This window comes from Salipiger sp. H15 (genome assembly GCF_040409955.1).
In the GTDB taxonomy this organism is placed as follows: Bacteria; Pseudomonadota; Alphaproteobacteria; order Rhodobacterales; family Rhodobacteraceae; genus Salipiger.
Genome location: NZ_CP123384.1, coordinates 2,436,989 through 2,459,285 on the forward strand (window position 1 = coordinate 2,436,989; position 22,297 = coordinate 2,459,285).

26 protein-coding genes are annotated in these 22,297 nt (G+C 71.9%); 19 read left to right on the forward strand and 7 right to left on the reverse strand.

What is annotated here, in order from left to right:
- Positions 1–32: 32 nt before the first annotated feature.
- Positions 33–659 carry a MarC family protein gene (locus PVT71_RS11835; protein WP_353471988.1) on the reverse strand — a complete coding sequence of 209 codons (627 nt, stop codon included), beginning with the start codon at positions 657–659 and terminating at the stop codon, positions 33–35.
- A 50-nt stretch (positions 660–709) separates the two neighbouring features.
- On the reverse strand, positions 710–2,569 hold the full coding sequence (locus tag PVT71_RS11840; RefSeq protein WP_353471989.1) for an ABC-F family ATP-binding cassette domain-containing protein: 1,860 nt from the start codon (positions 2,567–2,569) through the stop codon (positions 710–712).
- Positions 2,570–2,915: 346 nt separating this feature from the next.
- Between PVT71_RS11840 and ndk the strand changes: the two genes are divergently transcribed.
- Positions 2,916–3,338, forward strand: a complete 423-nt coding sequence (ndk, locus tag PVT71_RS11845) for a nucleoside-diphosphate kinase (protein ID WP_353471990.1) — start codon at positions 2,916–2,918, stop codon at positions 3,336–3,338.
- 89 nt (positions 3,339–3,427) lie between these two features.
- Here ndk and PVT71_RS11850 read toward each other — a convergent pair whose 3' ends face one another.
- The 4 genes from PVT71_RS11850 to PVT71_RS11865 form a co-directional block, all read right to left on the reverse strand.
- Positions 3,428–3,835 carry a DUF4112 domain-containing protein gene (locus PVT71_RS11850; protein WP_353473876.1) on the reverse strand — a complete coding sequence of 136 codons (408 nt, stop codon included), beginning with the start codon at positions 3,833–3,835 and terminating at the stop codon, positions 3,428–3,430.
- A gap of 5 nt (positions 3,836–3,840) precedes the next feature.
- Positions 3,841–4,020: a YqaE/Pmp3 family membrane protein gene (locus tag PVT71_RS11855; protein WP_353471991.1), complete on the reverse strand. Its 180-nt coding sequence runs from the start codon at positions 4,018–4,020 to the stop codon at positions 3,841–3,843.
- Positions 4,021–4,140: 120 nt separating this feature from the next.
- Positions 4,141–4,485 (reverse strand): TfoX/Sxy family DNA transformation protein, encoded by a 345-nt coding sequence (locus tag PVT71_RS11860; RefSeq protein WP_353471992.1) that lies wholly within the window; start codon positions 4,483–4,485, stop codon positions 4,141–4,143.
- A gap of 4 nt (positions 4,486–4,489) precedes the next feature.
- A complete protein-coding gene (locus tag PVT71_RS11865; protein ID WP_353471993.1) occupies positions 4,490–5,677 on the reverse strand; it encodes an aminotransferase class I/II-fold pyridoxal phosphate-dependent enzyme in 1,188 nt (395 codons plus the stop codon).
- A 340-nt stretch (positions 5,678–6,017) separates the two neighbouring features.
- Between PVT71_RS11865 and PVT71_RS11870 the strand changes: the two genes are divergently transcribed.
- From PVT71_RS11870 to cysE, 18 genes are all read left to right on the forward strand, one after another.
- The gene (locus PVT71_RS11870) at positions 6,018–6,359 is read left to right on the forward strand and encodes a hypothetical protein (RefSeq protein WP_353471994.1); all 342 of its coding nucleotides are present in this window, start codon (positions 6,018–6,020) and stop codon (positions 6,357–6,359) included.
- Complete coding sequence (locus tag PVT71_RS11875) at positions 6,337–7,641, forward strand: terminase family protein (protein WP_353471995.1); 1,305 nt, start codon at positions 6,337–6,339, stop codon at positions 7,639–7,641. The genes PVT71_RS11870 and PVT71_RS11875 overlap by 23 nt, the downstream gene beginning before the upstream one ends.
- A 269-nt stretch (positions 7,642–7,910) precedes the next feature.
- Positions 7,911–9,101: a phage portal protein gene (locus PVT71_RS11880; RefSeq protein ID WP_353471996.1), complete on the forward strand. Its 1,191-nt coding sequence runs from the start codon at positions 7,911–7,913 to the stop codon at positions 9,099–9,101.
- Positions 9,094–9,321, forward strand: a complete 228-nt coding sequence (locus PVT71_RS11885) for a hypothetical protein (RefSeq protein ID WP_353471997.1) — start codon at positions 9,094–9,096, stop codon at positions 9,319–9,321. Before PVT71_RS11880 ends, PVT71_RS11885 begins: the two co-directional genes overlap by 8 nt.
- Before the next feature lie 49 nt (positions 9,322–9,370).
- Positions 9,371–9,925: an HK97 family phage prohead protease gene (locus PVT71_RS11890; RefSeq protein ID WP_353471998.1), complete on the forward strand. Its 555-nt coding sequence runs from the start codon at positions 9,371–9,373 to the stop codon at positions 9,923–9,925.
- Positions 9,926–9,953: 28 nt separating this feature from the next.
- Positions 9,954–11,138, forward strand: a complete 1,185-nt coding sequence (locus PVT71_RS11895; protein WP_353471999.1) for a phage major capsid protein — start codon at positions 9,954–9,956, stop codon at positions 11,136–11,138.
- A 69-nt stretch (positions 11,139–11,207) separates the two neighbouring features.
- Positions 11,208–11,801: a head-tail connector protein gene (locus tag PVT71_RS11900; protein WP_353472000.1), complete on the forward strand. Its 594-nt coding sequence runs from the start codon at positions 11,208–11,210 to the stop codon at positions 11,799–11,801.
- Positions 11,798–12,136 (forward strand): head-tail adaptor protein, encoded by a 339-nt coding sequence (locus PVT71_RS11905; RefSeq protein WP_353472001.1) that lies wholly within the window; start codon positions 11,798–11,800, stop codon positions 12,134–12,136. Before PVT71_RS11900 ends, PVT71_RS11905 begins: the two co-directional genes overlap by 4 nt.
- Positions 12,133–12,540, forward strand: coding sequence for a DUF3168 domain-containing protein (locus PVT71_RS11910; RefSeq protein WP_353472002.1), 408 nt, complete (start codon positions 12,133–12,135; stop codon positions 12,538–12,540). The genes PVT71_RS11905 and PVT71_RS11910 overlap by 4 nt, the downstream gene beginning before the upstream one ends.
- Before the next feature lie 25 nt (positions 12,541–12,565).
- Entirely contained in the window at positions 12,566–12,988 is a 423-nt protein-coding gene (locus PVT71_RS11915; RefSeq protein WP_353472003.1) for a phage major tail protein, TP901-1 family, read from the forward strand.
- On the forward strand, positions 12,989–13,312 hold the full coding sequence (locus PVT71_RS11920; RefSeq protein WP_353472004.1) for a gene transfer agent family protein: 324 nt from the start codon (positions 12,989–12,991) through the stop codon (positions 13,310–13,312).
- Positions 13,309–13,509, forward strand: coding sequence for a rcc01693 family protein (locus PVT71_RS11925; protein WP_353472005.1), 201 nt, complete (start codon positions 13,309–13,311; stop codon positions 13,507–13,509). Before PVT71_RS11920 ends, PVT71_RS11925 begins: the two co-directional genes overlap by 4 nt.
- Positions 13,506–14,168 carry a phage tail tape measure protein gene (locus tag PVT71_RS11930; RefSeq protein ID WP_353472006.1) on the forward strand — a complete coding sequence of 221 codons (663 nt, stop codon included), beginning with the start codon at positions 13,506–13,508 and terminating at the stop codon, positions 14,166–14,168. The genes PVT71_RS11925 and PVT71_RS11930 overlap by 4 nt, the downstream gene beginning before the upstream one ends.
- 9 nt (positions 14,169–14,177) lie before the next feature.
- Positions 14,178–14,810: a DUF2460 domain-containing protein gene (locus PVT71_RS11935; protein WP_353472007.1), complete on the forward strand. Its 633-nt coding sequence runs from the start codon at positions 14,178–14,180 to the stop codon at positions 14,808–14,810.
- Complete coding sequence (locus PVT71_RS11940) at positions 14,810–15,691, forward strand: DUF2163 domain-containing protein (protein WP_353472008.1); 882 nt, start codon at positions 14,810–14,812, stop codon at positions 15,689–15,691. Before PVT71_RS11935 ends, PVT71_RS11940 begins: the two co-directional genes overlap by 1 nt.
- Entirely contained in the window at positions 15,688–16,128 is a 441-nt protein-coding gene (locus PVT71_RS11945) for a peptidase (protein ID WP_353472009.1), read from the forward strand. The genes PVT71_RS11940 and PVT71_RS11945 overlap by 4 nt, the downstream gene beginning before the upstream one ends.
- Positions 16,128–20,033, forward strand: coding sequence for a glycoside hydrolase/phage tail family protein (locus PVT71_RS11950; protein WP_353472010.1), 3,906 nt, complete (start codon positions 16,128–16,130; stop codon positions 20,031–20,033). The genes PVT71_RS11945 and PVT71_RS11950 overlap by 1 nt, the downstream gene beginning before the upstream one ends.
- Before the next feature lie 113 nt (positions 20,034–20,146).
- Positions 20,147–20,965: a serine O-acetyltransferase gene (gene cysE / locus PVT71_RS11955; protein WP_353472011.1), complete on the forward strand. Its 819-nt coding sequence runs from the start codon at positions 20,147–20,149 to the stop codon at positions 20,963–20,965.
- A gap of 103 nt (positions 20,966–21,068) precedes the next feature.
- Here the strand turns inward: cysE and PVT71_RS11960 are convergent, their stop codons facing one another.
- On the reverse strand, positions 21,069–22,268 hold the full coding sequence (locus PVT71_RS11960; protein WP_353472012.1) for an MFS transporter: 1,200 nt from the start codon (positions 22,266–22,268) through the stop codon (positions 21,069–21,071).
- Positions 22,269–22,297 lie beyond the last annotated feature (29 nt).

A 22,297-nucleotide genomic window follows, 5' to 3' on the forward strand; every position in this document is an offset into this window, starting at 1 on the left:
AATGTAGGCGCTCGCGCGCGATCCTGCGAGTCTCAGCCGAAGACGCCTGACCAGTCGAGCCCGCGGATGCCGTCGATCACGAACTGCACCGCCAGCGCCGCCAGCAGCATGCCGAAGAGCCGGGTGACCACGACGATGCCGACGTGCCCCAGCGCGTGCTCGATCGGCCCCGCGACGAAGAAGCAGGCGAGGGTCATCAGCAGCACGATCACCAAGACGCCCAGCACCATGGCGGTCTCGAGCGGGCCGCCGGAATGGCCGACCAGCAGGATGATCGAGGCGATGGCGCCCGGGCCCGCGATCAGCGGGATGGCGATGGGAAAGATCGACGGGTCGGGCATCACCTCGTCCTCGACCTTGTCCTCGCGCCGCTTGGTGCGACGCTCGAACAGCATGTCGAGCGCGGTGAGGAAGAGCAGCAGCCCGCCCGAGATGCGGAAGGCCGACATGGAAATGCCGATGAATCCCAGCACCGCCTCGCCGAAGAAGGCGAAGAGCATCAGGATGACCAGCGCGGTGATGCAGGCCCGGATTCCCACGGCGCGCCGATGCTGGGCATCGGCGCCCTGGGTCAGCGCGATGAAGACGGGCGTCAGCCCGATCGGGTCGATCACCACGAAGAGCGTGGCGAAAGCGCTGATGAGGAAGGCCATATCCATGAGAAATGGCTAGGGTCTTCGGCAGATTCTGTCCAGAAAAGCCTTTCGGCTCAGCCGGCTTCCGCCGCCTCGAGCTTCTCCATCGCCGTTTCCCACAGCGCCTCGGCGCGACGCAGCCCGTCCATGACCTCGGCGTACTTGCGGTTCCAGGTCTCGAGCTCGCCGGCCCGGGTCGCCTCGTAGAGGTCCGGGTTGGCAAGCTTGGTGGCCAGCTTCTCGCGCATGTCCTCGATCTTGGCGACGCGCTCCTCGCATTTGCGCGCCTCCGAGCGCAGGGCGAGGATCTCGTCGCGCGTGGCCTTGCGCGGCTTCGGCGCGGCCTTCTCGGCCTTGCCCGGCTTCTCGGGCTTGTCCTGCGTCAGCAGCAGCTTGCGATAGGCCTCGAGGTCGTCCTCGTAGGGGGTCACCGTGCCGTCCTTGACCAGCCACAGCCGGTCGGCGACCAGCCCCAGAAGGTGCATGTCATGCGACACGAGGATCACCGCGCCGGAATAGGCGGTCAGCGCCTCGACGAGGGCCTCGCGGCTCTCGATGTCGAGGTGGTTGGTTGGCTCGTCGAGGATCAGCATGTGCGGCGCGTCGAGCGTCGCCAGCAGCAGCGAAAGCCGCGCCTTCTGCCCGCCCGAGAGGCGGCCCACCTCGGTCTCGGCCTGGTTGGCGCCAAGTCCGAAGCCCGCCAGCTGCGCACGCAGTTTCGAGGGCTGGGTGTCGGGCCGCTCGCGCTGCAGGTGCTGCAGGGGCGTCTCGTCGAGGTGCAGCTCGTCGACCTGGTGCTGGGCGAAATAGCCGATGCGCAGCTTGGAACTGGAGGTCATCTTGCCGTCCATCAGCGCCAGCCGGCCGGCAAAGAGCTTCGACAGCGTCGACTTGCCCTGGCCGTTGCGGCCCAAAAGCGCGATGCGGTCGTCCTGGTCGATGCGCAGCGAGAGCTTGCGCAGCACCACCTTGTCGCCATAGCCGGTCGTGCCGTTCTCGATCGCGAGGATCGGCGGCGAGAGCTCGTCGGGCTGCGGGAAGGTGAAGACGCGCTTGGCGGCCTCCTCGGGCGGGGTGATCCGCTCCATCTTCTCCAGCATCTTGACCCGCGCCTGCGCCTGCCGGGCCTTCGAGGCCTTGGCGCGGAAGCGGTCGACGAAGCTCTGCAGGTGCGCGCGGCGGTCGTCCTGTTTCTTCGCGGCCGCCGCCAGCACGGCGCGGCGCTCGGCGCGGGTGCGCGCGAAGGTGTCGTAATTGCCCTGGTAGAGCACCAGCTTGCGCTCCTCGAGGTGCAGGATCGCCCCCACCGCGCGGTTGAGCAGCCCGCGGTCGTGGGAGATCACGATCACCGTGTGCGGGTAGCTCTGCAGGTAGCTCTCAAGCCAGAGCGCGCCCTCGAGGTCGAGGTAGTTCGTGGGTTCGTCGAGCAGCAGCAGGTCGGGCTCGGCGAAGAGCACGCCGGCCAGCGCCACGCGCATCCGCCAGCCGCCCGAGAAGTCCGAGCAGGGGCGCTGCTGCGCCGCCTCGTCGAAGCCGAGCCCCTTGAGGATCGTCGCGGCGCGCGCCTCGGCGGACCAGGCGTCGATGTCGGCGAGCCGGGTCTGGATGTCGGCGATGCGGTGCGCATCGGTGGCGGTCTCGGCCTCTGCCATGAGCGCGGCGCGCTCGAGGTCGCAGGCCAGGACGGTCTCGATCAGCGAGACATCCGACGCCGGCGCCTCCTGCGCCACGCCGCCGATCTTGGCGCGGGCGGGCAGCTCGATCTCGCCGCCGTCGAGCGTCAGCTCGCCGCGGATGAGCCGGAAGAGCGTGGTCTTGCCCGCGCCGTTGGGACCGACGAGGCCGACCTTGTGGCCGGCGGGAATCACGGCGGAGGCCTCCTCGAGCAGAGGGCGGCCTTCGACGGAATAGGAGATGTCTCGAATACTCAGCATGGGCTGCCCATAGCAGAGCCCGCGGCCGGGCAAAATCCCCCATCGCGCGCCATGGCCGGTGTTTGTGACGCGCGCGCATTTTCCCGGCGGGGCGCCCGGCGGCGGCGTCGCGCCGTGCGTATTTGGAAAGAGAAGACGCGGGGGGGCGCGGGCCCCTTCTTCTTTTTCCAAATACGCCGGGGGTGAATTGGCCGCAGGCCAAGAGGGGGCAGCGCCCCCTGACTTGCCCGGCGGACGGGCAGCGGCGGCGGTCGGGGTCTTCCAAATCCGGCAGCCCCATGATAACGCCCCATCCGGAGAATACTGGCCGGGCCGTCGCCCGGCCTTCTGACATTGGAGAGACCAAATGGCCGTCGAACGCACCCTGTCGATCATCAAGCCCGACGCAACCCGCCGCAACCTGACCGGCAAGATCAACGCCAAGTTCGAGGAAGCGGGCCTGCGCATCGTCGCGCAGAAGCGCATCCAGCTGACCCCGGCACAGGCCGGCGAGTTCTACAAGGTGCACGCAGAGCGCCCGTTCTACGGCGAGCTGTGCGAGTTCATGGCGTCCGAGCCGGTCGTCGTGCAGGTGCTGGAAGGTGAAGGCGCGATCGCCAAGAACCGCGAAGTGATGGGCGCCACCAACCCGGCCGACGCCGCAGCCGGCACCATCCGCGCAGAGTTCGCCGAGTCGGTCGGCGAGAACTCGGTGCACGGCTCGGACGCTCCCGAGACCGCCGCTCAGGAAATCGCCTACTTCTTCTCGGGCCTCGAGCTCGTCGGCTGAGCCTTTCGCTCACCCGGACTATTACGAAGGGCGCCCCTCGGGGCGCCCTTTTTCGTTGGTGTGGACGGGGCTCCCGTCCGGCTGCGGCGTCAGGCGGCGAGGTCGATCGGCGCGGCCGGGCCTTCGCCGGTCGCCGTGTGGCGTGCCTCGAGCCAGCGCCGCAGCAGCGCCGCGTTGCGGCTGTTGGCGCGGTAGCCGATGTCGAAGATGTCGCCGACCAGCGGCACGAGGCCGACCAGCCAGTCCACCGCGAGATTGCCGCCCATCCGGCCGAGCAGCGGCGTCGGCGCGCCCATGCCATGCGCCTCCTTCAGGATCCAGAGCGCCGGGGCCAGCGCCAGCGTGTCACCGATGCCGGGCACGAGGCCCAGCATGGCGTCCCAGCCGAAGCGCACCCCGGTGAAGGGGATGCGGTAGGCGCGGTCCATGCGCCGCGCCCAGACCTCGATCCGCTCGAGGCGGCGGAAGTCGGCGTGACGGGGGTGCTGCGGGCTCATCGCGCTCACGCGGTGCGCTCTTCCGGGCCGGTGCGGGCGATCACCCAGACCGCGTGCACGATGCCCGGGATGTAGCCGAGGAGGGTCAGCAGGATGTTGATCCAGAACTGCTTGCCCAGACCCACCTGCAGGAACACGCCGAGCGGCGGCAGGAAGATCGCGAGGATGATGCGGATCAGGTCCATGTCGGTTTCCTTCTGGGTTGACTGCGTCGTTGGCAGATCAACACGAAGACCGCGGTCCGGGTTCCGGCAGCGCCTGAAGGTGCCGGCTCAAACCCCTGAGATGGCGGTGTTTGCGGGAGGTTAGCGCCGCCGGTTCGGGTCGATCACGCCGATCTCGTCGAGGATCGCCTCGATCCCGGCGAGCGGCGCGTTGCCCCGGCCTTCAGCGACCAGTGCATCGAAGCGCGCGCGCAGCGCCTCCTTCTCCTTGCCGCGGGCATCGTTCCACGGGCGCCCCTGCAGCGCCATGTGCAGCACGTAGAAGCCGATGAAATGCGGCTTGGTGCCATGGGCGAGCAGGCGGCGGTAGGTCTCGTCGGCGCCGAGGGCGCGCAGGGTCTCGGCATCCGCGATCCCGGCGCGTTTGCAGGCCGATTCCACCGCCGGGCCGAGGTTGCGGATGCTGGAGATCGGCGTGCCGGACATCGGCTCAGGCGGCCTTCGAGAGGCGCGCGGCGAAGCCGGTGAGGGTCGAGAGCGCCGCGGCGAAGGCCTCGTCGGGGATGGTCATCGCGACGCGCAGGAAGCCCGCGGCGGAGGGGCCGAAGCTTTCGCCCGGCATGACCGCGATGCGGTGCGCGTCGAGCAGGGCATCCGCGAAGGCGATGCCGGAAAGCCCGGTCGCGCGGATGTCGAGGAAGAGGTACATCGCGCCGCCGGAGGGCACGAGGCCGACGATGGTCTGCCCGGCGAGGATCTCCTGCGCCAGCGCGCGGCGGCGGCGGAAGGGCGCGGCGACGCGCGGCTCGAGGCTCTCGTCGGCGGTGAGCGCGTAAAGCGCTGCGTCCTGGATGTAGCCGGGCACGCCGTAGGTGGTGTTGGTGGCAAGGTCGATCAGCACGGCGATGGCGGGCTCAGGGGCGATGAGCCAGCCGATGCGGCTGCCGGTCATGGCGTGGCTCTTCGACAGGGAGCCGATCACCATGGTGCGTTCGGCCATGCCGGGCAGCGCGCGCGGGCTGAGGTGCTCGCCCTCCCAGATCTGCGTGTCGTAGACCTCGTCGGAGATCAGCCAGAAGTCCTCGTCCCGCGCGGCGGCGGCGAGGCCCTCGAGCACGCTGCGCGGATAGACCGCGCCGGTGGGGTTGTTGGGCGAGTTGACCAGCAGCGCCGCGGCGCCGGTCTCGCGCGCCCTGCGGCGGACCTCGGCGGCGTCAGGGAAGAAGCTGTGCTCGGGGCGGGTCTCGATGCCGTGCGGGATGGCGCCGGCGGCGCGGATGGTGCCGGGGTAGGTCACGTAATGCGGCTCGACCATCAGCGCGGCGTCGCCGGGGTTGCAGGCGGCCATGTGCGCGGCAAAGAGCGCCGACTGCCCGCCGGGGGTGACCAGCACGTTGTCGCGGCTGGTGGCCACACCAGTGCGCTCGGTGACCCGCGCGGCGATGGCGTCGCGCAGCGCCGGGATGCCTGGCACGACGGCATAGCCGGTATGGCCGGCGGTGGCGGCGCGGTGCATCTCGGCAAGGATCGGCGCCTCGGTGCGCACGTCGGGCTCGCCGATGGTCAGCTCGGTCACCGCCACGCCGGCGGCGCGCAGCGCGCGGGCCTTGTAGAAGATTTCCCAGCCGTCGCCGCCACCGGCGTTGAGAGAGGTGATGCGGGTGGAAAGGGGTGGCATGGCAGGCTCCGGACTGTGCTCTGGACGGTGTTGTGCCAGAGGGGCGCGGAGGCGGCAAGCCGGGGCGTGTCGGCGTGGCGGCGGACGCTGCGTTCATCTGGTATTATCTTTCATTAACAACGTGTTGATCCGGGGCGTTCGGTGCCCCGACCTTGACTTTGCGCGCGCTCCGGCGTAGGGTTTGCGCATGCTGGACGAAATGGGCAGGCGGCCCCGGGGCAATTCCCCGGCGGCCGCTTTTTCGTTCCGCACGCGGGCGGGGCGACGCGGGCAGAGACCCGGGCGCACACCTGCGAGGCAGAACCACAGGCACCCCCACAGGCAAGAAAGGTATCGAGCGATGATCCTCATCCATCTCGAGGAAGAGCTGTCCCGACTGGAAGAAGAGCGGGACGAACTGGCCGACATGCTGCGGCATCTCGGCAAGGACATGCGGCGCCTGCGCGACCGCTTCGAGGAAGACGGAACCCTGGACAAACCCGAGACCGGCAAGGCAGCGGCGGATCTGCGCTACTGGCTCAAGGTCGCCCATGAAACGGAGGCACAGATCAGGAATGTCAGACGCAAGCAGAAGGGAATTGCCGGAGACTGGGCGCTCGACCTCGAGCGCGCACGGGTTGAGGTCGGGTGCCGCATGGCTCGCCTCCGCCGGTGCTGCGGTGCAGGAGAGCTTCCTGAGTGAGCTCACGGAGGGGGAGCGCCTTGCGCTCCCCTTCCTCTTCGAGTTCTGGGCGCTCGAGCACCAACTGCCGCCCGAGGGGGAGTGGCGGTCCTGGGTGATCCTCGGCGGGCGCGGCGCGGGCAAGACGCGGGCCGGGGCGGAATGGGTGCGCGGCGCGGTCGAGGGCGCGCTGCCGCTCTCGCCCGGGCGCTGCCGGCGCGTCGCGCTGGTGGGCGAGACGCTCGACCAGGCGCGCGAGGTGATGGTGTTCGGCGACTCGGGCATCCTCGCCTGCTCGCCCCCCGACCGGCGACCGGACTGGAGCGCGACGCGGCGCTGCCTCACCTGGCCGAACGGCGCCGAGGCGATGGTCTTCTCGGCGCATGACCCCGAGGCGCTGCGCGGCCCGCAGTTCGACGCCGCCTGGGCGGACGAGCTCGGCAAGTGGCGCAAGGCGCGCGAGACCTGGGACATGCTGCAATTCGGGCTGCGGCTGGGAGAGAGCCCGCGGGTCTGCGTCACCACCACGCCGCGCAACATCGGCGTGCTGAAGGAGCTGCTGGAGCAGCCGAGCACCGTGGTGACCCGCGCGCCCACCGAGGCCAACCGCGCCAACCTCGCGGCCAGCTTCCTCGACGAGGTGCGGGCCCGCTACGGCGCGACGCGGCTGGCGCGGCAGGAGCTCGACGGCGAGATGGTCTGCGACGTGGACGGCACCCTCTGGACGCAGGAGATGCTCGAGCGCGCGCGGCTGCGCGGCGTGCCGGATCGGCTGGACCGCATCGTCGTGGCGGTGGACCCGCCCGCCGGGGACGGGGCCGGATCGGACGCCTGCGGCATCGTCGTCTGCGGCGTGCTCCGCGAGGGCCCGCCGCAGGGCTGGCAGGGCTTCGTTCTGGAAGATGCCTCGGTGCAGGGGCTCGGACCCATGGGCTGGGCGCAGGCGGCGGTCGAGGCATTCGAGCGCTGGCAGGCGGACCGCATCGTCGCCGAGGTGAACCAGGGTGGCGCCATGGTCGAGGCGGTGCTGCGGCAGGTGGCGCCCTCGGTGCCGCTGCGCAAGGTCACCGCGACCCGCGGCAAGGTGCTGCGCGCCGAGCCGGTGGCGGCGCTCTACGAGCAGGGCCGGATCGGCCACGCGCGGCGCTTCGAGCTCCTGGAAGAGCAGATGGGGCTGATGACCGGCGCGGGGTTCCGGGGACAGGGCTCGCCCGACCGGGTGGACGCCCTCGTCTGGGCGCTGACCGAGCTGGTCACCGCGCCCGCGGAGACCTGGCGCAGGCCGCGGCTGCGGCTGCTCTGACGACAGGAGAAAGGGGGGCGCTGCCCCCCTCGGCGCTGCGCGCCTCACCCCCCGGCGTATTTGGAAAGAGAAGAAGGACGGGCGCGCGCGCCTGCTTCTTCTCTTTTTCAAATACGCATGGCGCGCCGGTGCCGAAAGCGCCGTGCCGGGGTGTTGCGCCACCGCCGGGCGCTGCGGGAGGACGGGGTTAACGCGTTGCGCCTAGATTTTCCCTCGACGCGAACCGGGACCGATTGGGTGCCGGGGGCCCGGGACACGAGGAGCGGAGCATGGTGTTCGACTTTCTGCGGCGGGGACGCGAGGCGGAGCCGGTGGCCGAGACCAAGGCCTCGGCCGCGGGCAGGCTGATTGCCGTGCTGGCGACCGGGCGGGTCGCCTGGTCGCCGCGCGACACCGGGTCGCTCACCCGGCAGGGCTTCACCGGCAACCCGGTGGGGTTCCGCGCGGTGAAGCTGATCGCCGAGGCGGCCGCCGCCCTGCCGCTGCTGCTGCAGGATGCCGAGACGCGCTATGCCGCCCATCCGATCCTGCGCCGCATCGCCGCGCCCAACCCCATGCAGAGCAAGGCCGAGCTGCTGGAGGCGCTCTATGGCCAGCTGCTGCTCTCGGGGGACGGCTATGTCGAGGCGGTGGGGAGCGGCGAGGGGCTGCCCGCCGAGCTGCACGTGCTGCGCTCGGAGCGGATGCGGCTGGTGCCGGGGCCCGATGGCTGGCCCGTCGCCTACGAATACCAGGTGGACGGGAGAACGCACCGCTTCGACGTGCGCGGCGATCCGGCGCCGATCTGCCACGTGAAGAGCTTCCACCCGCAGGACGATCATTACGGGCTGTCGCCGCTGCAGCCCGCCGCGCAGGCGGTGGACGTGCACAACAGCGCCTCGCGCTGGTCCAAGGGGCTGCTCGACAATGCGGCGCGCCCCTCCGGGGCGATCGTCTGGACCGGCGGCGACGGGCAGGGCTCGATGGCGCAGGACCAGTACGAGCGGCTGGTCTCGGAGATGGAGAGCCAGCACCAGGGCGCGCGCAACGCCGGGCGGCCGATGCTGCTGGAGGGCGGGCTCGACTGGAAGCCCATGGGCTTCTCGCCCTCGGACATGGAGTTCCAGCAGACCAAGGAGGCCGCGGCGCGCGAGATCGCCATCGCCTTCGGCGTGCCGCCGATGCTGCTGGGGATCCCCGGGGATGCCACCTATGCCAATTACCAGGAGGCCAACCGCGCCTTCTACCGGCTGACCGTGCTGCCACTGGCGCAGCGGGTGAGCGTGGCGCTGGGCCGGTGGCTTGCGGGTTTCACCGGCGAGGAGGTGGAGCTGACGCCCGACCTCGACCAGGTGCCGGCCCTGTCGGCCGAGCGCGAGACCCATTGGCGGCGCGTGTCGGAGGCGGCCTTCCTCACCGTGCCGGAAAAGCGTCGCATGCTGGGCCTGCCGCCGCTGGCGGAGGGGGGCGAGGGTGCATGAGCGCGGGCTGGCCTACGAGCCCTTCGCCTGCGCCCCGGCGCTGAGGCTGGAGGCGCACGAGCGGCTGAGCGCGCTGCAGATCGCCGCGCTCGAGGACCGGCTGATGCGGCTCGAGGCGGTGCTGGAACGGCTTGAGAGGCGGCTCTGGCTGGCGGTCTACGGCGTCGCCGCGGGGCTGCTGGCGCAGGCGGCGGAGGGGCTTTTCACCATGACCCCCTGAAGGGCGCGCCGGGCGTGTCCGCAGGATTGGAACAAGAGGGGAACATCGCATGGAGCTGGAACACAAGTTCTGCCATCCCGGGGGCGAGACGACCGCCGGGCTCACCCTCTCGGAGGGGCTGCGGATCGAGGGCTATGCCTCGCTGTTCGGCAAACCCGACCAGGGCGGCGACATCGTGGCGCCCGGGGCCTATGCCGCCTCGCTGACGCGGCTCGCCGGTGAGGGGCGCGCGGTGCGGATGCTCTGGCAGCACGACCCCGCCCAGCCGATCGGCATCTGGGACGAGGTGCGCGAGGACGCGCTGGGCCTGCATGTGAAGGGACGGCTGCTCGAGACGGTGGCGAAGGGGCGCGAGGCGGCGGCGCTGGTGGCCGCGGGGGCCATCGACGGGCTTTCCATCGGCTATCGCACCGTCTCGGCGGTGAAGGATCGCGAGGGGCGCAGGCTCCTCCGGGAACTGGAGCTCTGGGAGGTGTCGCTTGTCACCTTCCCGATGCTGCCCAGTGCGCGGGTGGCGGCAAAGGCCGAGGAGGCCGGACCCGACATGCTGCGCGAACTGGCGCTGGCCATCGACGCCGCGCGCCTCGACCTGGCGGGCGACTGACGCGCGCCTTCAACACGGGACCGAGCTGATGAGCAGAACCGAGAGCCATTCCCGGACCGGGGAAGATCTGTCCCCGGTCGCCCGGGTGGGCGCCGCGATGGCGGGGCTGACCGCGGACATAAGGGCCATGCGGGCCGACATTCACGCGAAACTGGACACATACGAAGAGCGACTGACCATGCTGGACACGAAGACTTCGCTTGCCGCGCGCCGCCCGGCGCTGGGCACCCTGGCAGAACCGGAACTGCCGCACCGCAAGGCCTTCGGGGCCTACCTGCGCACCGGCGACGACGACGGGCTGCGCGGGCTGGTGCTGGAGGGCAAGGCGCTCTCCACCGCCGTTGCCGCCGATGGCGGCTACCTCGTGGACCCGGTGACCTCCGAGACGGTCCGGTCCGTGCTCGAGAGCGGCGCCTCGATCCGCGCCATCGCGACGGTCGTCACCGTCGAGGCCTCGTCCTTCGACGTGCTGGTCGACCAGGGCGACACCGGCGCGGGCTGGGCCGACGAGGGGACCGACGCCGGCGAGAGCGACACGCCGACCATCGACCGCATCCAGATCAAGCTGCACGAGCTCTCGGCCATGCCCAAGGCCTCGCAGCGGCTGCTGGACGACGTGGCCTTCGATCTCGAGGCCTGGCTGGCGGGGCGCATCGCCGACCGGTTCGCCCGCGCCGAGGCGGCGGCCTTCATCACCGGGGACGGTGTCGACAAGCCGATGGGCCTGCTGTCGCATGACGCGATCGACAACGAGATCTGGGAATGGGGCAACCTCGGCTACGTGCCGACGGGTGCGGCCGCGGGGCTCGGCGACGGTGACGCGATCATCGACCTCGTCTACGCGCTGGGCGCCGAGTACCGGGCGAAGGGCTGCTTCGTGATGAACTCGAAGACCGCCGGCACGCTGCGCAAGCTCAAGGACGCGGACGGGCGGCACCTGTGGTCCGACGGGCTTGCCGCCGGGCAGCCGGCGCGGCTCATGGGCTATCCCGTGCTGATCGCCGAGGACATGCCCGACATCGCGGCCGATGCCTATCCCATCGCCTTCGGCGATTTCGCGGCCGGCTACACCATCGCCGAGCGCCCGGACCTGCGCGTGCTGCGCGACCCGTTCAGTGCCAAGCCGCACGTGCTGTTCTACGCGACCAAGCGCGTCGGCGGCGACGTGAGCGACTTCGCGGCTATCAAGCTGCTGCGCTGCGCCACGAGCTGATCGGGGCGGCGAGGGCGGCGGGCAAGGGGTCCGCCGCCGAGCCCCCGCGGGGATGAGCGGAGAGAGCTGATGATGGTGATCGAAGAAACCCAGGTGGCAGACGCGGCGCTGCCGCTTGCCGCGCTGAAGCGGCAGCTGCGCATGGGGAGCGGCTTTGCCGAGGACGGGCTGCAGGACGATGTTCTTCTTTCGTTCCTGCGCGCGGCACTGGCGGCGATCGAGGCGCGGACCGGCAAGGCGCTGCTGAGCCGCGGCTTCCTCTGGACGCTGCACGGCTGGCGCGACGCCGAGGGCGCGGCATTCCCGCTCGCGCCGGTGGTGGCGGTCTCGCGGCTGACGCTGGTGGACCGCTTCGGCGTGGCGCTCGACGTCCCGCCCGAGCGCTACCGGCTGGAGATCGACGCCTTTGCGCCGATGCTGCGCCCGCAGCGCGGAACGCTGCCGGACGTGCCCTCGGGCGGCTCGGCCGAGGTCCGTTTCACCGCCGGTTACGGCGAGAGTTTCGACGACCTGCCGCCCGACCTCGGGCAGGCGGTGCTGCTGCTCGCGGCGCATTACTACGAATACCGGGACGAGACCGCGCTGGGCCAGGGCTGCATGCCCTTCGGGGTGACCGCGCTGATCGCGCGCTACCGCCCGCTGCGGCTGGGGTTCTCGGCATGAAGGCGGTGCGTCTGGCGCACAGTCTCGTGCTCGAGACGCCGGTGCGGGTGCCGGATGGCAGCGGCGGCTTCACCGCGGGCTGGCAGGTGCTGGGCACGTTCTGGGCCGAGCTCACGCCGCGCTCGGGACGCGAGGCGCAGGGCGCGGCGGGGCCGCTGGCGCTCGGGCGCTGGCGGATCACCGTGCGCGGTGCCCCGGAGGGCGCGGCGCGCCGCCCGGTTCCCGGCCAGCGCTTCCGCCTCGGCGGGCGGGTCTTCGACATCCTCGCGGTGGGCGAGCGCGACGCGGCGGGGCGGTACCTCGCCTGCGAGGCGCAGGAGGAGGTGGCGACATGAGCTACGCGCTTTCCGGACCCCTGCAGGCGGCGCTCTACGCCGCGCTGCGGGATGATGCGGCGCTCGCGGCGCTGGTCGGCGAGGCGATCTACGACGCGCCGCCCTCGGGCACCTTGCCGGGGCTCTACGTGACGCTGGGAGCGGAGCGCGTGCGCGATGCCTCGGACGGCGAGGTGGCGGGGGCCTGGCACGACCTGACGGTGGCGGTGGTGACCGACGCCGCGGGCTTCGCCTCGGCCAAGGCGGTGGCGGCGGCGGTGTCGGAGCGGCTGCACGAGGCGGAGCTCGGGCTCAGCCGCGGCAGGCTGGTGAGCCTGCGCTTCCGGCGCGCCGAGGCCCGGCGCGAGAGCGGCGGCATCCGCCGCATCGAGTTGACATTCCGCGCGCGCGTCGAGGACGCGTGAGGCGCTTTTCAAGGGAGTTGCGGCAATGGGTGCGCAGAACGGCAAGGACCTTCTGATCAAGGTCGATCTCACCGGCGACGGCCAGTTCGAGACCATGGCGGGGCTGCGCGCCACGCGGGTCAGCTTCAACGCCGAGAGCGTCGATGTCACCTCGCTGGAAAGCGCGGGGGGCTGGCGCGAGCTGCTGGCGGGGGCCGGGGTGAAATCGGCCAATCTCTCGGGCTCGGGGGTGTTCCGCGACGCGGGCACAGACGAGCGGGCGCGGCAGATCTTCTTCGACGGCGAGACGCCGGATTTCCAGGTGATCATCCCCGATTTCGGCACGGTCGCGGGGCCGTTCCAGCTGACCTCGATCGACTACGCGGGCAGCCATGACGGCGAGGCGACCTACGAGATCGCGCTGGCCTCGGCCGGGGCGCTCAGCTTCGTGCCGGCGACGGAGGCGTAGGTGGCGAACCCCTGGCGCGGCGAGGTGGAACTGGTGCTGGGCGGCGAGCGGCGGGTCATGCGGCTGACGCTGGGCGCGCTGGCCGAGCTCGAGGCGGCGCTCGAGGAGGGCTCGCTGGTCGACCTGGTGCGCCGCTTCGAGGGCGGCGCCTGTTCCAGCCGCGACGTGCTGGCGCTGATCGTGGCGGGGCTGCGCGGCGGCGGCTGGCAGGGCTCGGCGGCGGATCTGGTCAGTGCCGAGATCGGCGGCGGGCCGATGGTGGCGGCGCGGGCGGCGGCGGAGCTGCTGGCGCGGGCCTTCGCGCTGCCGGGGGGCACGGGATGAACGGTTTCGACTGGCCCGCGCTGCTGCGCGCCGGGCTGCGCGGGCTCGCGCTGCGCCCGGACGATTTCTGGGCGCTCACCCCGGCGGAGCTGCGGCTCATGCTGGGCGAGGAGAGCGGCGCGCGGCCGATGGGGCGGGCGCGGCTCGAGGAACTGATCGCGGCCTTTCCGGACGCGGGAACGGGAGACGGGAGATGACCGATTTCGACGGGATCGACGATCTCGACAGCGCCCTCGGCGCGCTCGAGGCCGGGCTTGGCGGGGCTGCGGCCATGGCGGCGGGCTTCGGTGCCGAGTTGCGACGCATCCACGAGACCTTCTCGGCCACGGGGCGCGGCGCGGCAAAGCTCGAGGGCACGCTCAGCCGCGGGCTGGCGCGGGCCTTCGACGGGGTCGTCTTCGACGGGATGCGCGCCTCGGAGGCGCTCGAGCGCGTGGCGCGGGGCGTGGTGGACAGCGCCTATCGTGCCGCGGTGCGGCCGGTGACGGACCAGCTCGGCGGCGCGCTGGCGGCGGGGATGACGCAGCTCTTCGGGGCCTTCTCTCCCTTCGCGCAGGGCGGCGCCTTCAGCCAGGGCCGGGTCATGCCCTTTGCCACCGGCGGCGTGGTCAGCGGCCCCGTGCGCTTTCCCATGCGCGGCGGCACCGGGCTGATGGGCGAGGCCGGGCCCGAGGCGATCCTGCCGCTGTCGCGGGGTGCCGACGGACGGCTCGGCGTGCGCGCCGAGGGACGCGGCCAGCCGGTGACCGTGGTGATGAACATCCAGACGCCCGACGTCACGGGCTTCCAGCGCAGCCGGTCGCAGATCGCCGCGCAGATGAGCCGCGCGCTCGGCCAGGGCGCGCGCAACCGCTGAGGAGGGGCCATGAGCTTTCACGAGATACGCTTTCCCGCCGACCTGAGCTTCGGCGCCATGGGCGGGCCCGAGCGGCGCACCGACGTGGTCGAGCTGAGTTCCGGCTTCGAGGAGCGCAACAGCCCCTGGGCGCAGTCGCGGCGGCGCTTCGATGCCGGGCTCGGGCTGCGCTCGCTCGACGACATCGCGCAGCTTCTGGCCTTCTTCGAGGCGCGGCGCGGGCAGCTCTACGGCTTTCGCTGGAAGGACTGGTCGGATTACAAATCCTGCCTGCCCTCGGGCACGATCTCGGCCACCGACCAGGTTATCGCGCGGGGCGACGGCGTTACCCGGGTGTTCCAGCTGGCCAAGACCTACCGCTCGGGCAGCGCGAGCCACGTGCGGCCGATCACCAAGCCGGTGGCGGGCACGGTGCTGGCGGCGGTGCAGGACGTCGAGATGCAGGAGGGGGTGCATTTCTCCATCGAGCTCGGCACCGGGCTCATCACCTTTGCCGAGCCGCCGCTCGCCGGGGTGGAGGTCAGCGCGGGGTTCGAGTTCGACGTGCCCGTGCGCTTCGACACCGACCGCATCTCGGTCTCGGTCGCCAGTTTCAAGGCCGGGCAGGTGCCCGACGTGCCGGTCGTGGAGCTGCGGGTCTGATGGGTGCGGCGGAGCTTCATGCCCATCTGGCGACCGGGCTGACCACCGTGGCGCGCTGCTGGGCGCTGACGCGGGGGGACGGCACGCGCTACGGCTTCACCGACCATGACCGGGATCTGTCGTTCGAGGGGCTCACGTTCCGCGCCGGCTCGGGGCTGAGCGCGCTGGCGCTGCAGCAGGCGACGGGGCTCTCGGTCGACAACACCGAGGCCATGGGCGCGCTGTCGGACGAGGCGCTCTCGGAGGCGGAGATCGAGGCCGGGCGGTTCGACGGCGCCGAGCTGGTCTCATGGCTGGTCAACTGGTCCGACGTGGCGCAGCGCCGGGTGATGTTCCGCGGCACGATCGGCGAGATCCGGCGCGGTGACGGCGCCTTCCATGCCGAGCTGCGCGGGCTCACCGAGGCGCTGAACGTGCCGCTTGGCCGGGTCTACCAGAAGCCCTGTTCGGCGGTGCTGGGGGATGGCGCCTGCCGCTTCGATCTTGCCACGCCGGGCTTCGTGCACGAGGGCGCGGTGCTGGCGGTCGAGGAAAACCGCCGCTTCGAGTTCGGCCCCCTGCCGGGCTTCGAGGAGGGCTGGTTCGCGCGCGGGCGGCTCGAGATGCGGAGCGGCGCGGGCGCCGGGCTCGGCGCGGCGGTCAAGCGCGACCGGCTGCTGGACGGCGTGCGGGTGATCGAGCTCTGGGAGCCGCTGCGTTCCGCGCTGGCGGCGGGGGACATGTGCCGGGTCACCGCGGGCTGCGACAAGCGGCTCGACACCTGCCGGCTGAAATTCGGCAACCTCGTCAACTTCCAGGGCTTCCCGGACATCCCCGGGGACGACTGGCTGCTCGTCCCCGCGGGCCGCGCGGCGCTCACCGGCGGGGGATCGCGGCGATGAGCGGGGCGCGCATCGTCGCCGCCGCGCGCGGCTGGATCGGCACGCCCTACCTGCACCAGGCCTCGGTGAAGGGGGCGGGCTGCGACTGTCTCGGCCTGCTGCGCGGCGTCTGGCGCGAGGTGATCGGCCCCGAGCCCGAGCCGGTGCCGCCCTACAGCCGCGACTGGTCCGAGCCGCAGGGCGACGAGGCGCTGCTGCGCGCGGCACTGCGGCACCTGCGTGCCAAGGCGCTGGCCGACGAGGCCCCGGGCGACGTGCTGCTCTTCCGCATGCGCGAGGGGGCGGTGGCCAAGCATCTCGGGATGCAGAGCCGGTGCGGGTCGGCCCCCGCCTTCGTCCACGCCTACAGCGGTCACGGGGTGATCGAAAGCGCGTTCACCGCGCCCTGGCGCCGCCGCCTCGCGGCGCGCCTTGCCTTTCCCATGGAGCAAGACTGATGGCCACGATCCTCCTTTCCGCCGCCGGGGCGGCGCTTGGCAGCGCGGTCGGCGGGTCCTTCCTCGGCCTGTCGATGACCGCCGTGGGCCGCTTTGTCGGCGCGGGGCTCGGCCGGGCACTCGACCAGCGGCTGATGGGGGCCGGGTCCGAGACGGTGGAGACCGGGCGCATCGACCGCCTGCGCCTTGCCGGCGCGGGCGAGGGCGCGGCGGTGCCGCAGGTCTGGGGGCGGGTGCGGGTCGGCGGGCAGGTGATCTGGGCCACCGAGTTCGCGGAACACGTCCGCAAGGAGCGGGTCGGCGGCGGCAAGGGCAGCCCGCGCAGCGAGACCACGGTGAAGGGCTACAGCTACTCGGTCAGCCTTGCGCTGGCGCTCTGCGAGGGCGTGATCACCGGAGTCAACCGGGTCTGGGCCGACGGCGTCGAGATCGCGCCGCGTGATCTGAACATGCGCGTTTATCCCGGCAGCGCCGACCAGATGCCGGATCCCAAGATGGAGGCGGTGGAGGGCACCGGGCTGGTCCCGGCCTATCGCGGCACCGCCTACGTGGTGATCGAGGAGCTGATGCTCGACCGCTTCGGCAACCGCGTGCCGCAGTTCAGCTTCGAGGTGACCCGGCCCGAGCTCGAGGATCGGCTGGACGTGCCCGGCGCGATCCGGGGCGTGGCGGTGATCCCCGGCACCGGCGAATACGCGCTGGCGACGCGGCCGGTCTACCTCGATTACGGCGGCGGCGCGCAGGCGGCGGCGAACCTCAACACGCCCGCCGAGGTGCCCGATTTCCTGGTCTCGCTCGACCAGCTGCGGGACGAGCTGCCGGGGTGTCGCGCCGCCTCGCTGGTGGTGAGCTGGTTCGGTGACGACCTGCGCTGCGGTGCCTGCCGGATCCGCCCGCGGGTGGAGCAGGTGGAGTGGGACTCCGCGCAGATGCCCTGGCGCGTGTCGGGGCTGGGACGCGGTGCGGCGGCGCCGGTGCCGCGGCAGGACGGGGTCGCGGTCTATGGCGGCACGCCCGCCGACGCCTCGGTGATCGAGGCGCTGCGCGAGATGGCGGCGCGCGGGCTCGACGTCGTCTACTACCCGTTCATCCTGATGGAACAGACCGAGGGCAATGCGCTTCCCGATCCGTGGAGCGGGGCCGCCACGCAGCCGGCGCTGCCCTGGCGCGGCCGCATCACCCTCAGCGTCGCGCCGGGCCGTGCCGGATCGCCCGACGGCAGCGCGGCGGCGGAGGCCGAGGTGGCGGCCTTCTTCGGCAGCGCCTCGGCCGCGGATTTCGCCGTGGCGGGGGACGCGGTGGCCTATTCCGGCCCCGACGAATGGTCCTTCCGCCGCTTCATCCTGCACCAGGCGGCGCTCTGCGCGGCGGCGGGCGGGGTCTCGGCCTTCTGCATCGGCTCGGAGCTGCGCGGGCTCACCCAGATCCGCGGCGCCTCGGGCTTCCCGGCGGTGGCGGCGCTGCGCGCGCTGGCGGCCGAGTGCCGGGCGCTGCTGGGGCCGGGGGTGAAGATCGGCTATTCCGCCGACTGGAGCGAGTATTTCGGCTACCAGCCGCAGGACGGCTCGGGCGACGTCTTCTTCCACCTCGACCCGCTCTGGAGCGACCCCGAGATCGACTTCATCGGCATCGACAATTACATGCCGCTCGCCGACTGGCGGGACGGCGATGACCATGCCGACGCGGGCTGGGGCGCGATCTACAACCCGGACTACCTCATGGCCAATGTGGAGGGCGGCGAGGGCTTCGACTGGTACTACCCCAGCGCCGAGGCGCGCGCGGCGCAGCGCCGCGAGGCGATCACCGACGGCGCGCATGACGAGCCCTGGGTCTACCGCTGCAAGGACCTGCGCGGCTGGTGGTCGAACCTGCACCACGAGCGCATCGGCGGGATCCGGCAGGAGGCGCCCACCGCCTGGGAGCCGCAGGGCAAGCCGATCTGGTTCACCGAGCTTGGCTGCGCCGCCATCGACAAGGGCGCGAACCAGCCCAACAAGTTCCTCGATCCGAAAAGTTCCGAGAGCCAGCTTCCACGTTATTCCAATGGCTTGCGAGACGAACTTATGCAGCGGCAATACCTGCGCGCGCTCCATGCCCACTGGAACGACCCGGCGCACAACCCGGTCTCGGAGATCTACGGCGCGCCGATGATCGACATGTCGCGCGCGCTGGTCTGGGCCTGGGATGCGCGGCCCTACCCGTGGTTCCCGGGCCTGTCCGATCTCTGGGCCGACGGCGGCAACTACCGGCGCGGGCACTGGCTGAACGGGCGCGCCTCGGCGCGGACCCTCGCCTCGGTAGTGGCCGGGATCTGCGCGCGCTCGGGCGTTGCCGAGGTCGACGTGAGCCGGCTCTGGGGCTGGGTGCGGGGCTACCAGCTCGAGCGGGTGAGCGATGCCCGCGCGGCGCTGCAGCCGCTCCTTCTCGCGCATGGGGTGGACGCGATCGAGCGCGACGGGGCGCTGGTCTTCCTGCCGCGGCGCGGGCGGGCGCCGGTCACGCTCGATCCGGGCGCGCTGGTGCACGAGCCGGGCGAGGAGGGTGATCTCGTCCGCATCCGCGCCGCCGAGGCAGAGACCGCCGGGCGGCTGCGGCTGCGCTTCGTCGAGGCCGACGGCGACCACGCGGTGAGCGGCGAGGAGGTGGTGCTGCCCGACACGCGCAGCCACGGCGTCGCCGAGACTGAGCTGGCGATGGAGCTGACCCGGGCCGAGGCGCGGATGGTGCTCGAGCGCTGGCTGGCCGAGGCGCGCATCGCCCGCGAGACCCTGCGCTTCGCGCTGCCGCCCTCGCAGATGCCGCTCGGCGCGGGGGACATCGTCGCGCTGCCCGGCCCCTCGGGCGCCGTGCGCGCGCGGGTGGACCGCGTCGAGATCGGCACGCACCAGCGCATCGAGGCGGTGCGGATCGAGCCCGACACCTACCTGCCCGCCGAGATGGCCGAGAGCGACCCGGCTCTGCGCCCCTTCGCCGCCCCGGTGCCGGTGCTGCCGCTCTTCCTCGACCTGCCGCTGATGAGCGGCGACGAGGTTCCGCACGCGCCGCATCTCGCGGTGACGGCGACGCCCTGGCCGGGCAGCGTCGCGATCTACGATGCCGCCTCGGATGCCGACTACCTGCTGAACGAGATCATCGCCGCGCGGGCCACCGTGGGAGTCACCGAGACCCCGCTCTTCGCCGCGCCGCCGGGGCGGATCGACCGCGGCGCGGCGCTGCAGGTCGCGCTGCGCTCGGGAAGCCTGCAGTCGGTCGAGGAGGCGGCACTGCTCGGCGGGGCGAACCTCCTGGCGAACGGCGACGGCACGCCCGGCACCTGGGAGCTGCTGCAGTTCCGCGACGCGCAGCTGGTCGAGCCGGGGCGCTGGCTGCTTTCGCACCGGCTGCGCGGGCAGGCGGGCAGCGACGGGCTCATGCCCGAGGTCTGGCCGGCGGGGTCCTGGGTGGTGCTGCTCGACGGCGCGCCGCAGCAGATCGCGCTGGCCCCGGCGCAGCGGCGGCAGGCGCGGCACTACCGCATCGGCGCGGCGCGGCGCGGCTACGACGATCCCTCCTACGTGCACCGGGTGCTGGCCTTCGACGGCAACGGGCTGCGGCCCTACCGCCCGGCGCACCTGCGCGCGGTCGCGGCCGGGGGCACCGCGCTCGCGATCAGCTGGATCCGGCGCACCCGCCTCGAGGGCGACGACTGGGAGGCGCCCGAGGTGCCGCTCGGCGAGGAGAGCGAGCGCTACCTGCTGCGCGTCACGCAGGGCGAGACGCTGGTCCGCGAGGCGTTCTGCACGGCGCCCGAATGGTCTTACGACCCGGCGGCGGACGGGCTTTCGGGCGACTACGAGCTGCGGGTGGCGCAGGTCTCGGCCCGCTTCGGTGCGGGCCCCTTCGCGGTGCTGGCGCTCCTCGCCTGAGCGGCGGTTCCGCGGGGTCTTCCATCTCGGGGCACGATCCCCTAGATCACGGTTTTGCATTTCGACCCGCGCTGGCGATCTGCTAGAGTGTGCGCAACTCACGGAGGAATCCTATGGCCAAGACCCGCGCCAAGATCGCCGAACTCGACCCCGTCTGGGCCCGCATCGTCCGCGAGGGCGAGGAGGTTGTCGCCACCGAGCCGCTGCTCGGAGGGCTCGTGCACTATTCCATCCTGCACCATCCGACCATCGAGCGGGCGCTGGCCTACCGCATCTCGCTCAAGCTCTCGAACGGCGAGATGTCCGAGCAGATCCTGCGGGAAATCTGTGACGAGGCCTACAGCTCCGACCCCTCGCTGGCGCTGAAGGCGCGCGCCGACATCCAGGCCACCTACGAGCGTGACCCGGCCTGCCACCGCTACCTGCAGCCGCTGCTCTTCTTCAAGGGCTTCCAGGCGGTGCAGAGCCAGCGCGTGTCGCACTGGCTGTGGAACCAGGGGCGGCGCGACCTGTCCTATTTCTTCCAGATGCGCTCGTCCGAGGTCTTCGGGGTCGACATCCACCCCGCCGCAAAGATCGGCAAGGGCATCATGATCGACCACGCGCACTCGATCGTCATCGGCGAGACGGCGGTGGTCGGCGACGACGTGTCGATCCTGCACTCGGTGACGCTCGGCGGCACCGGCAAGGAGGACGAGGACCGTCACCCGAAGATCGGCAACGGCGTGCTGATCGGCGCCGGGGCGAAGGTGCTGGGCAACATCAAGGTGGGCGACCGCTCGCGCATCGCGGCGGGCTCGGTGGTGCTGGCCGAGGTGCCGCCCTGCAAGACGGTCGCCGGGGTGCCCGCGAAGATCGTCGGCGAGGCGGGCTGCGACCAGCCCTCGCGCTCGATGGACCAGAAGCTGACCGGCTGCAACTGCAGCGACTGAGGCGCGGCTTCGGCGGAATGAGAAAAGGCGCGGTCCCGGGGGGCCGCGCCTTTTGCTTTGGACTGTCGTGTCGGTCTGTCGGAAGGTCAGCCCGGCCCGCGTCTCAGCAGCCCGCGGCCATCGCCGGGACCACCCGGCGGGCGCGGCCGCGGCTCTCGACCCAGGCCAGCCCCAGCATCGCGATGCCGCCCAGGGCCAGCGCCGCGCCGACCTGTCCGGTCGAGCCCCAGCCATGGCCCGCGGCCAGCGCACGCCCGGCAAGGAACGGCCCCAGCGCGTTGGCGGCGTTGAAGGCGGCGTGGTTGAGCGCCGCGGCCAGCGTCTGCGCCTCGCCCGCCACGTCCATCAGGCGCATCTGCAGCGGGATGGCGAGGCTGGCCGTGGTGCCGAGCAGGAAGAGCGCGAGCCCCATCATCACCCAGTCGCCGATCACCGCAGTGTAGAGCAGCGACATGACCGTCATGCCGACAAGCAGCAGCAGCGAGCCGCCGAGCCGCGACCAGTCCGCCAGCCGCCCGGCGACGAGGTTGCCGGCGATGCCGCCGAGACCGAAGCCCGAGAGCGCCGCGGGGACCGCCCAGGCGGGGGCGTCGGTGGCGGCGAGCATGGCCGCCGAGAAGTAGGAATAGACCGCGAAGACCCCGCCGAAGCCGATCGCGCCGACCAGCAGCGTGGTCCAGACCGCGCGGTTGGCCAGCGCCGAGAGCTCGCGCAGGGGGCTCGGCATCGGACCGGACTGCACGCTGGGGGCGAAGCGGGCAATCATCAGCGCCGAGGCGGCGGCGATGCCGGTGGTGACCACGAAGCAGAGCCGCCAGCCGAAGACCTGTCCCGCCGCGCCCGCGAGCGGCACGCCGATCACGTTGGCCAGCGTCAGCCCCATCAGCACCTGCGCCACGCCGCGCGCCTTGCGCCCCTCGGGCGAGAACTCGGCGGCGAACAGCATCGAGATGCCGAGGAAGGCGCCATGCGGCAGCCCCGCGAGGAAGCGCCCGGCGATCAGCAGCGTGAGGTCCGGGGCCATGGCGCTCACGAGGTTGCCGAGGCCAAAGAACGAGATCAGCAGGATCAGCAGCGTCTTGCGCGGGATCATCGAGCCGAGCACCGCCAGCACCGGCGCGCCGAAGACCACGCCGAGCGCATAGGCGCTGACCGCGTGGCCGGCGTCGGGCTCGCTCACGCCGAGCTCGGCGGCGTAATAGGGCAGCAGACCCATGGCGGCGAATTCGGAGACGCCGATTGCAAAGGCGCCAAGCGCCAGCGAGAGGATCGTCAGCAGGCCCTGACGGTCTTGGATAGCCATGTCTCAGCTCCGGAAGTCGGACGTCGGAT

Excerpts from the sequence above, each read along its gene's own strand:
- PVT71_RS11915 (WP_353472003.1), top strand. The coding sequence starts at position 12,566 with ATGGGTGCGCAGAACGGCAAGGACCTTCTGATCAAGGTCGATCTCACC.
- PVT71_RS11850 (WP_353473876.1), bottom strand. The coding sequence starts at position 3,835 with ATGAGCCCGCAGCACCCCCGTCACGCCGACTTCCGCCGCCTCGAGCGG.
- PVT71_RS11940 (WP_353472008.1), top strand. The coding sequence starts at position 14,810 with ATGGGTGCGGCGGAGCTTCATGCCCATCTGGCGACCGGGCTGACCACC.
- ndk (WP_353471990.1), top strand. The coding sequence starts at position 2,916 with ATGGCCGTCGAACGCACCCTGTCGATCATCAAGCCCGACGCAACCCGC.
- PVT71_RS11860 (WP_353471992.1), bottom strand. The coding sequence starts at position 4,485 with ATGTCCGGCACGCCGATCTCCAGCATCCGCAACCTCGGCCCGGCGGTG.
- PVT71_RS11910 (WP_353472002.1), top strand. The coding sequence starts at position 12,133 with ATGAGCTACGCGCTTTCCGGACCCCTGCAGGCGGCGCTCTACGCCGCG.
- PVT71_RS11895 (WP_353471999.1), top strand. The coding sequence starts at position 9,954 with ATGAGCAGAACCGAGAGCCATTCCCGGACCGGGGAAGATCTGTCCCCG.
- PVT71_RS11900 (WP_353472000.1), top strand. The coding sequence starts at position 11,208 with ATGATGGTGATCGAAGAAACCCAGGTGGCAGACGCGGCGCTGCCGCTT.
- PVT71_RS11925 (WP_353472005.1), top strand. The coding sequence starts at position 13,309 with ATGAACGGTTTCGACTGGCCCGCGCTGCTGCGCGCCGGGCTGCGCGGG.
- PVT71_RS11930 (WP_353472006.1), top strand. The coding sequence starts at position 13,506 with ATGACCGATTTCGACGGGATCGACGATCTCGACAGCGCCCTCGGCGCG.
- PVT71_RS11890 (WP_353471998.1), top strand. The coding sequence starts at position 9,371 with ATGGAGCTGGAACACAAGTTCTGCCATCCCGGGGGCGAGACGACCGCC.
- PVT71_RS11945 (WP_353472009.1), top strand. The coding sequence starts at position 15,688 with ATGAGCGGGGCGCGCATCGTCGCCGCCGCGCGCGGCTGGATCGGCACG.
- PVT71_RS11905 (WP_353472001.1), top strand. The coding sequence starts at position 11,798 with ATGAAGGCGGTGCGTCTGGCGCACAGTCTCGTGCTCGAGACGCCGGTG.
- PVT71_RS11855 (WP_353471991.1), bottom strand. The coding sequence starts at position 4,020 with ATGGACCTGATCCGCATCATCCTCGCGATCTTCCTGCCGCCGCTCGGC.
- cysE (WP_353472011.1), top strand. The coding sequence starts at position 20,147 with ATGGCCAAGACCCGCGCCAAGATCGCCGAACTCGACCCCGTCTGGGCC.
- PVT71_RS11950 (WP_353472010.1), top strand. The coding sequence starts at position 16,128 with ATGGCCACGATCCTCCTTTCCGCCGCCGGGGCGGCGCTTGGCAGCGCG.
- PVT71_RS11935 (WP_353472007.1), top strand. The coding sequence starts at position 14,178 with ATGAGCTTTCACGAGATACGCTTTCCCGCCGACCTGAGCTTCGGCGCC.
- PVT71_RS11960 (WP_353472012.1), bottom strand. The coding sequence starts at position 22,268 with ATGGCTATCCAAGACCGTCAGGGCCTGCTGACGATCCTCTCGCTGGCG.
- PVT71_RS11840 (WP_353471989.1), bottom strand. The coding sequence starts at position 2,569 with ATGCTGAGTATTCGAGACATCTCCTATTCCGTCGAAGGCCGCCCTCTG.
- PVT71_RS11865 (WP_353471993.1), bottom strand. The coding sequence starts at position 5,677 with ATGCCACCCCTTTCCACCCGCATCACCTCTCTCAACGCCGGTGGCGGC.
- PVT71_RS11835 (WP_353471988.1), bottom strand. The coding sequence starts at position 659 with ATGGATATGGCCTTCCTCATCAGCGCTTTCGCCACGCTCTTCGTGGTG.
- PVT71_RS11880 (WP_353471996.1), top strand. The coding sequence starts at position 7,911 with ATGGTGTTCGACTTTCTGCGGCGGGGACGCGAGGCGGAGCCGGTGGCC.
- PVT71_RS11870 (WP_353471994.1), top strand. The coding sequence starts at position 6,018 with ATGATCCTCATCCATCTCGAGGAAGAGCTGTCCCGACTGGAAGAAGAG.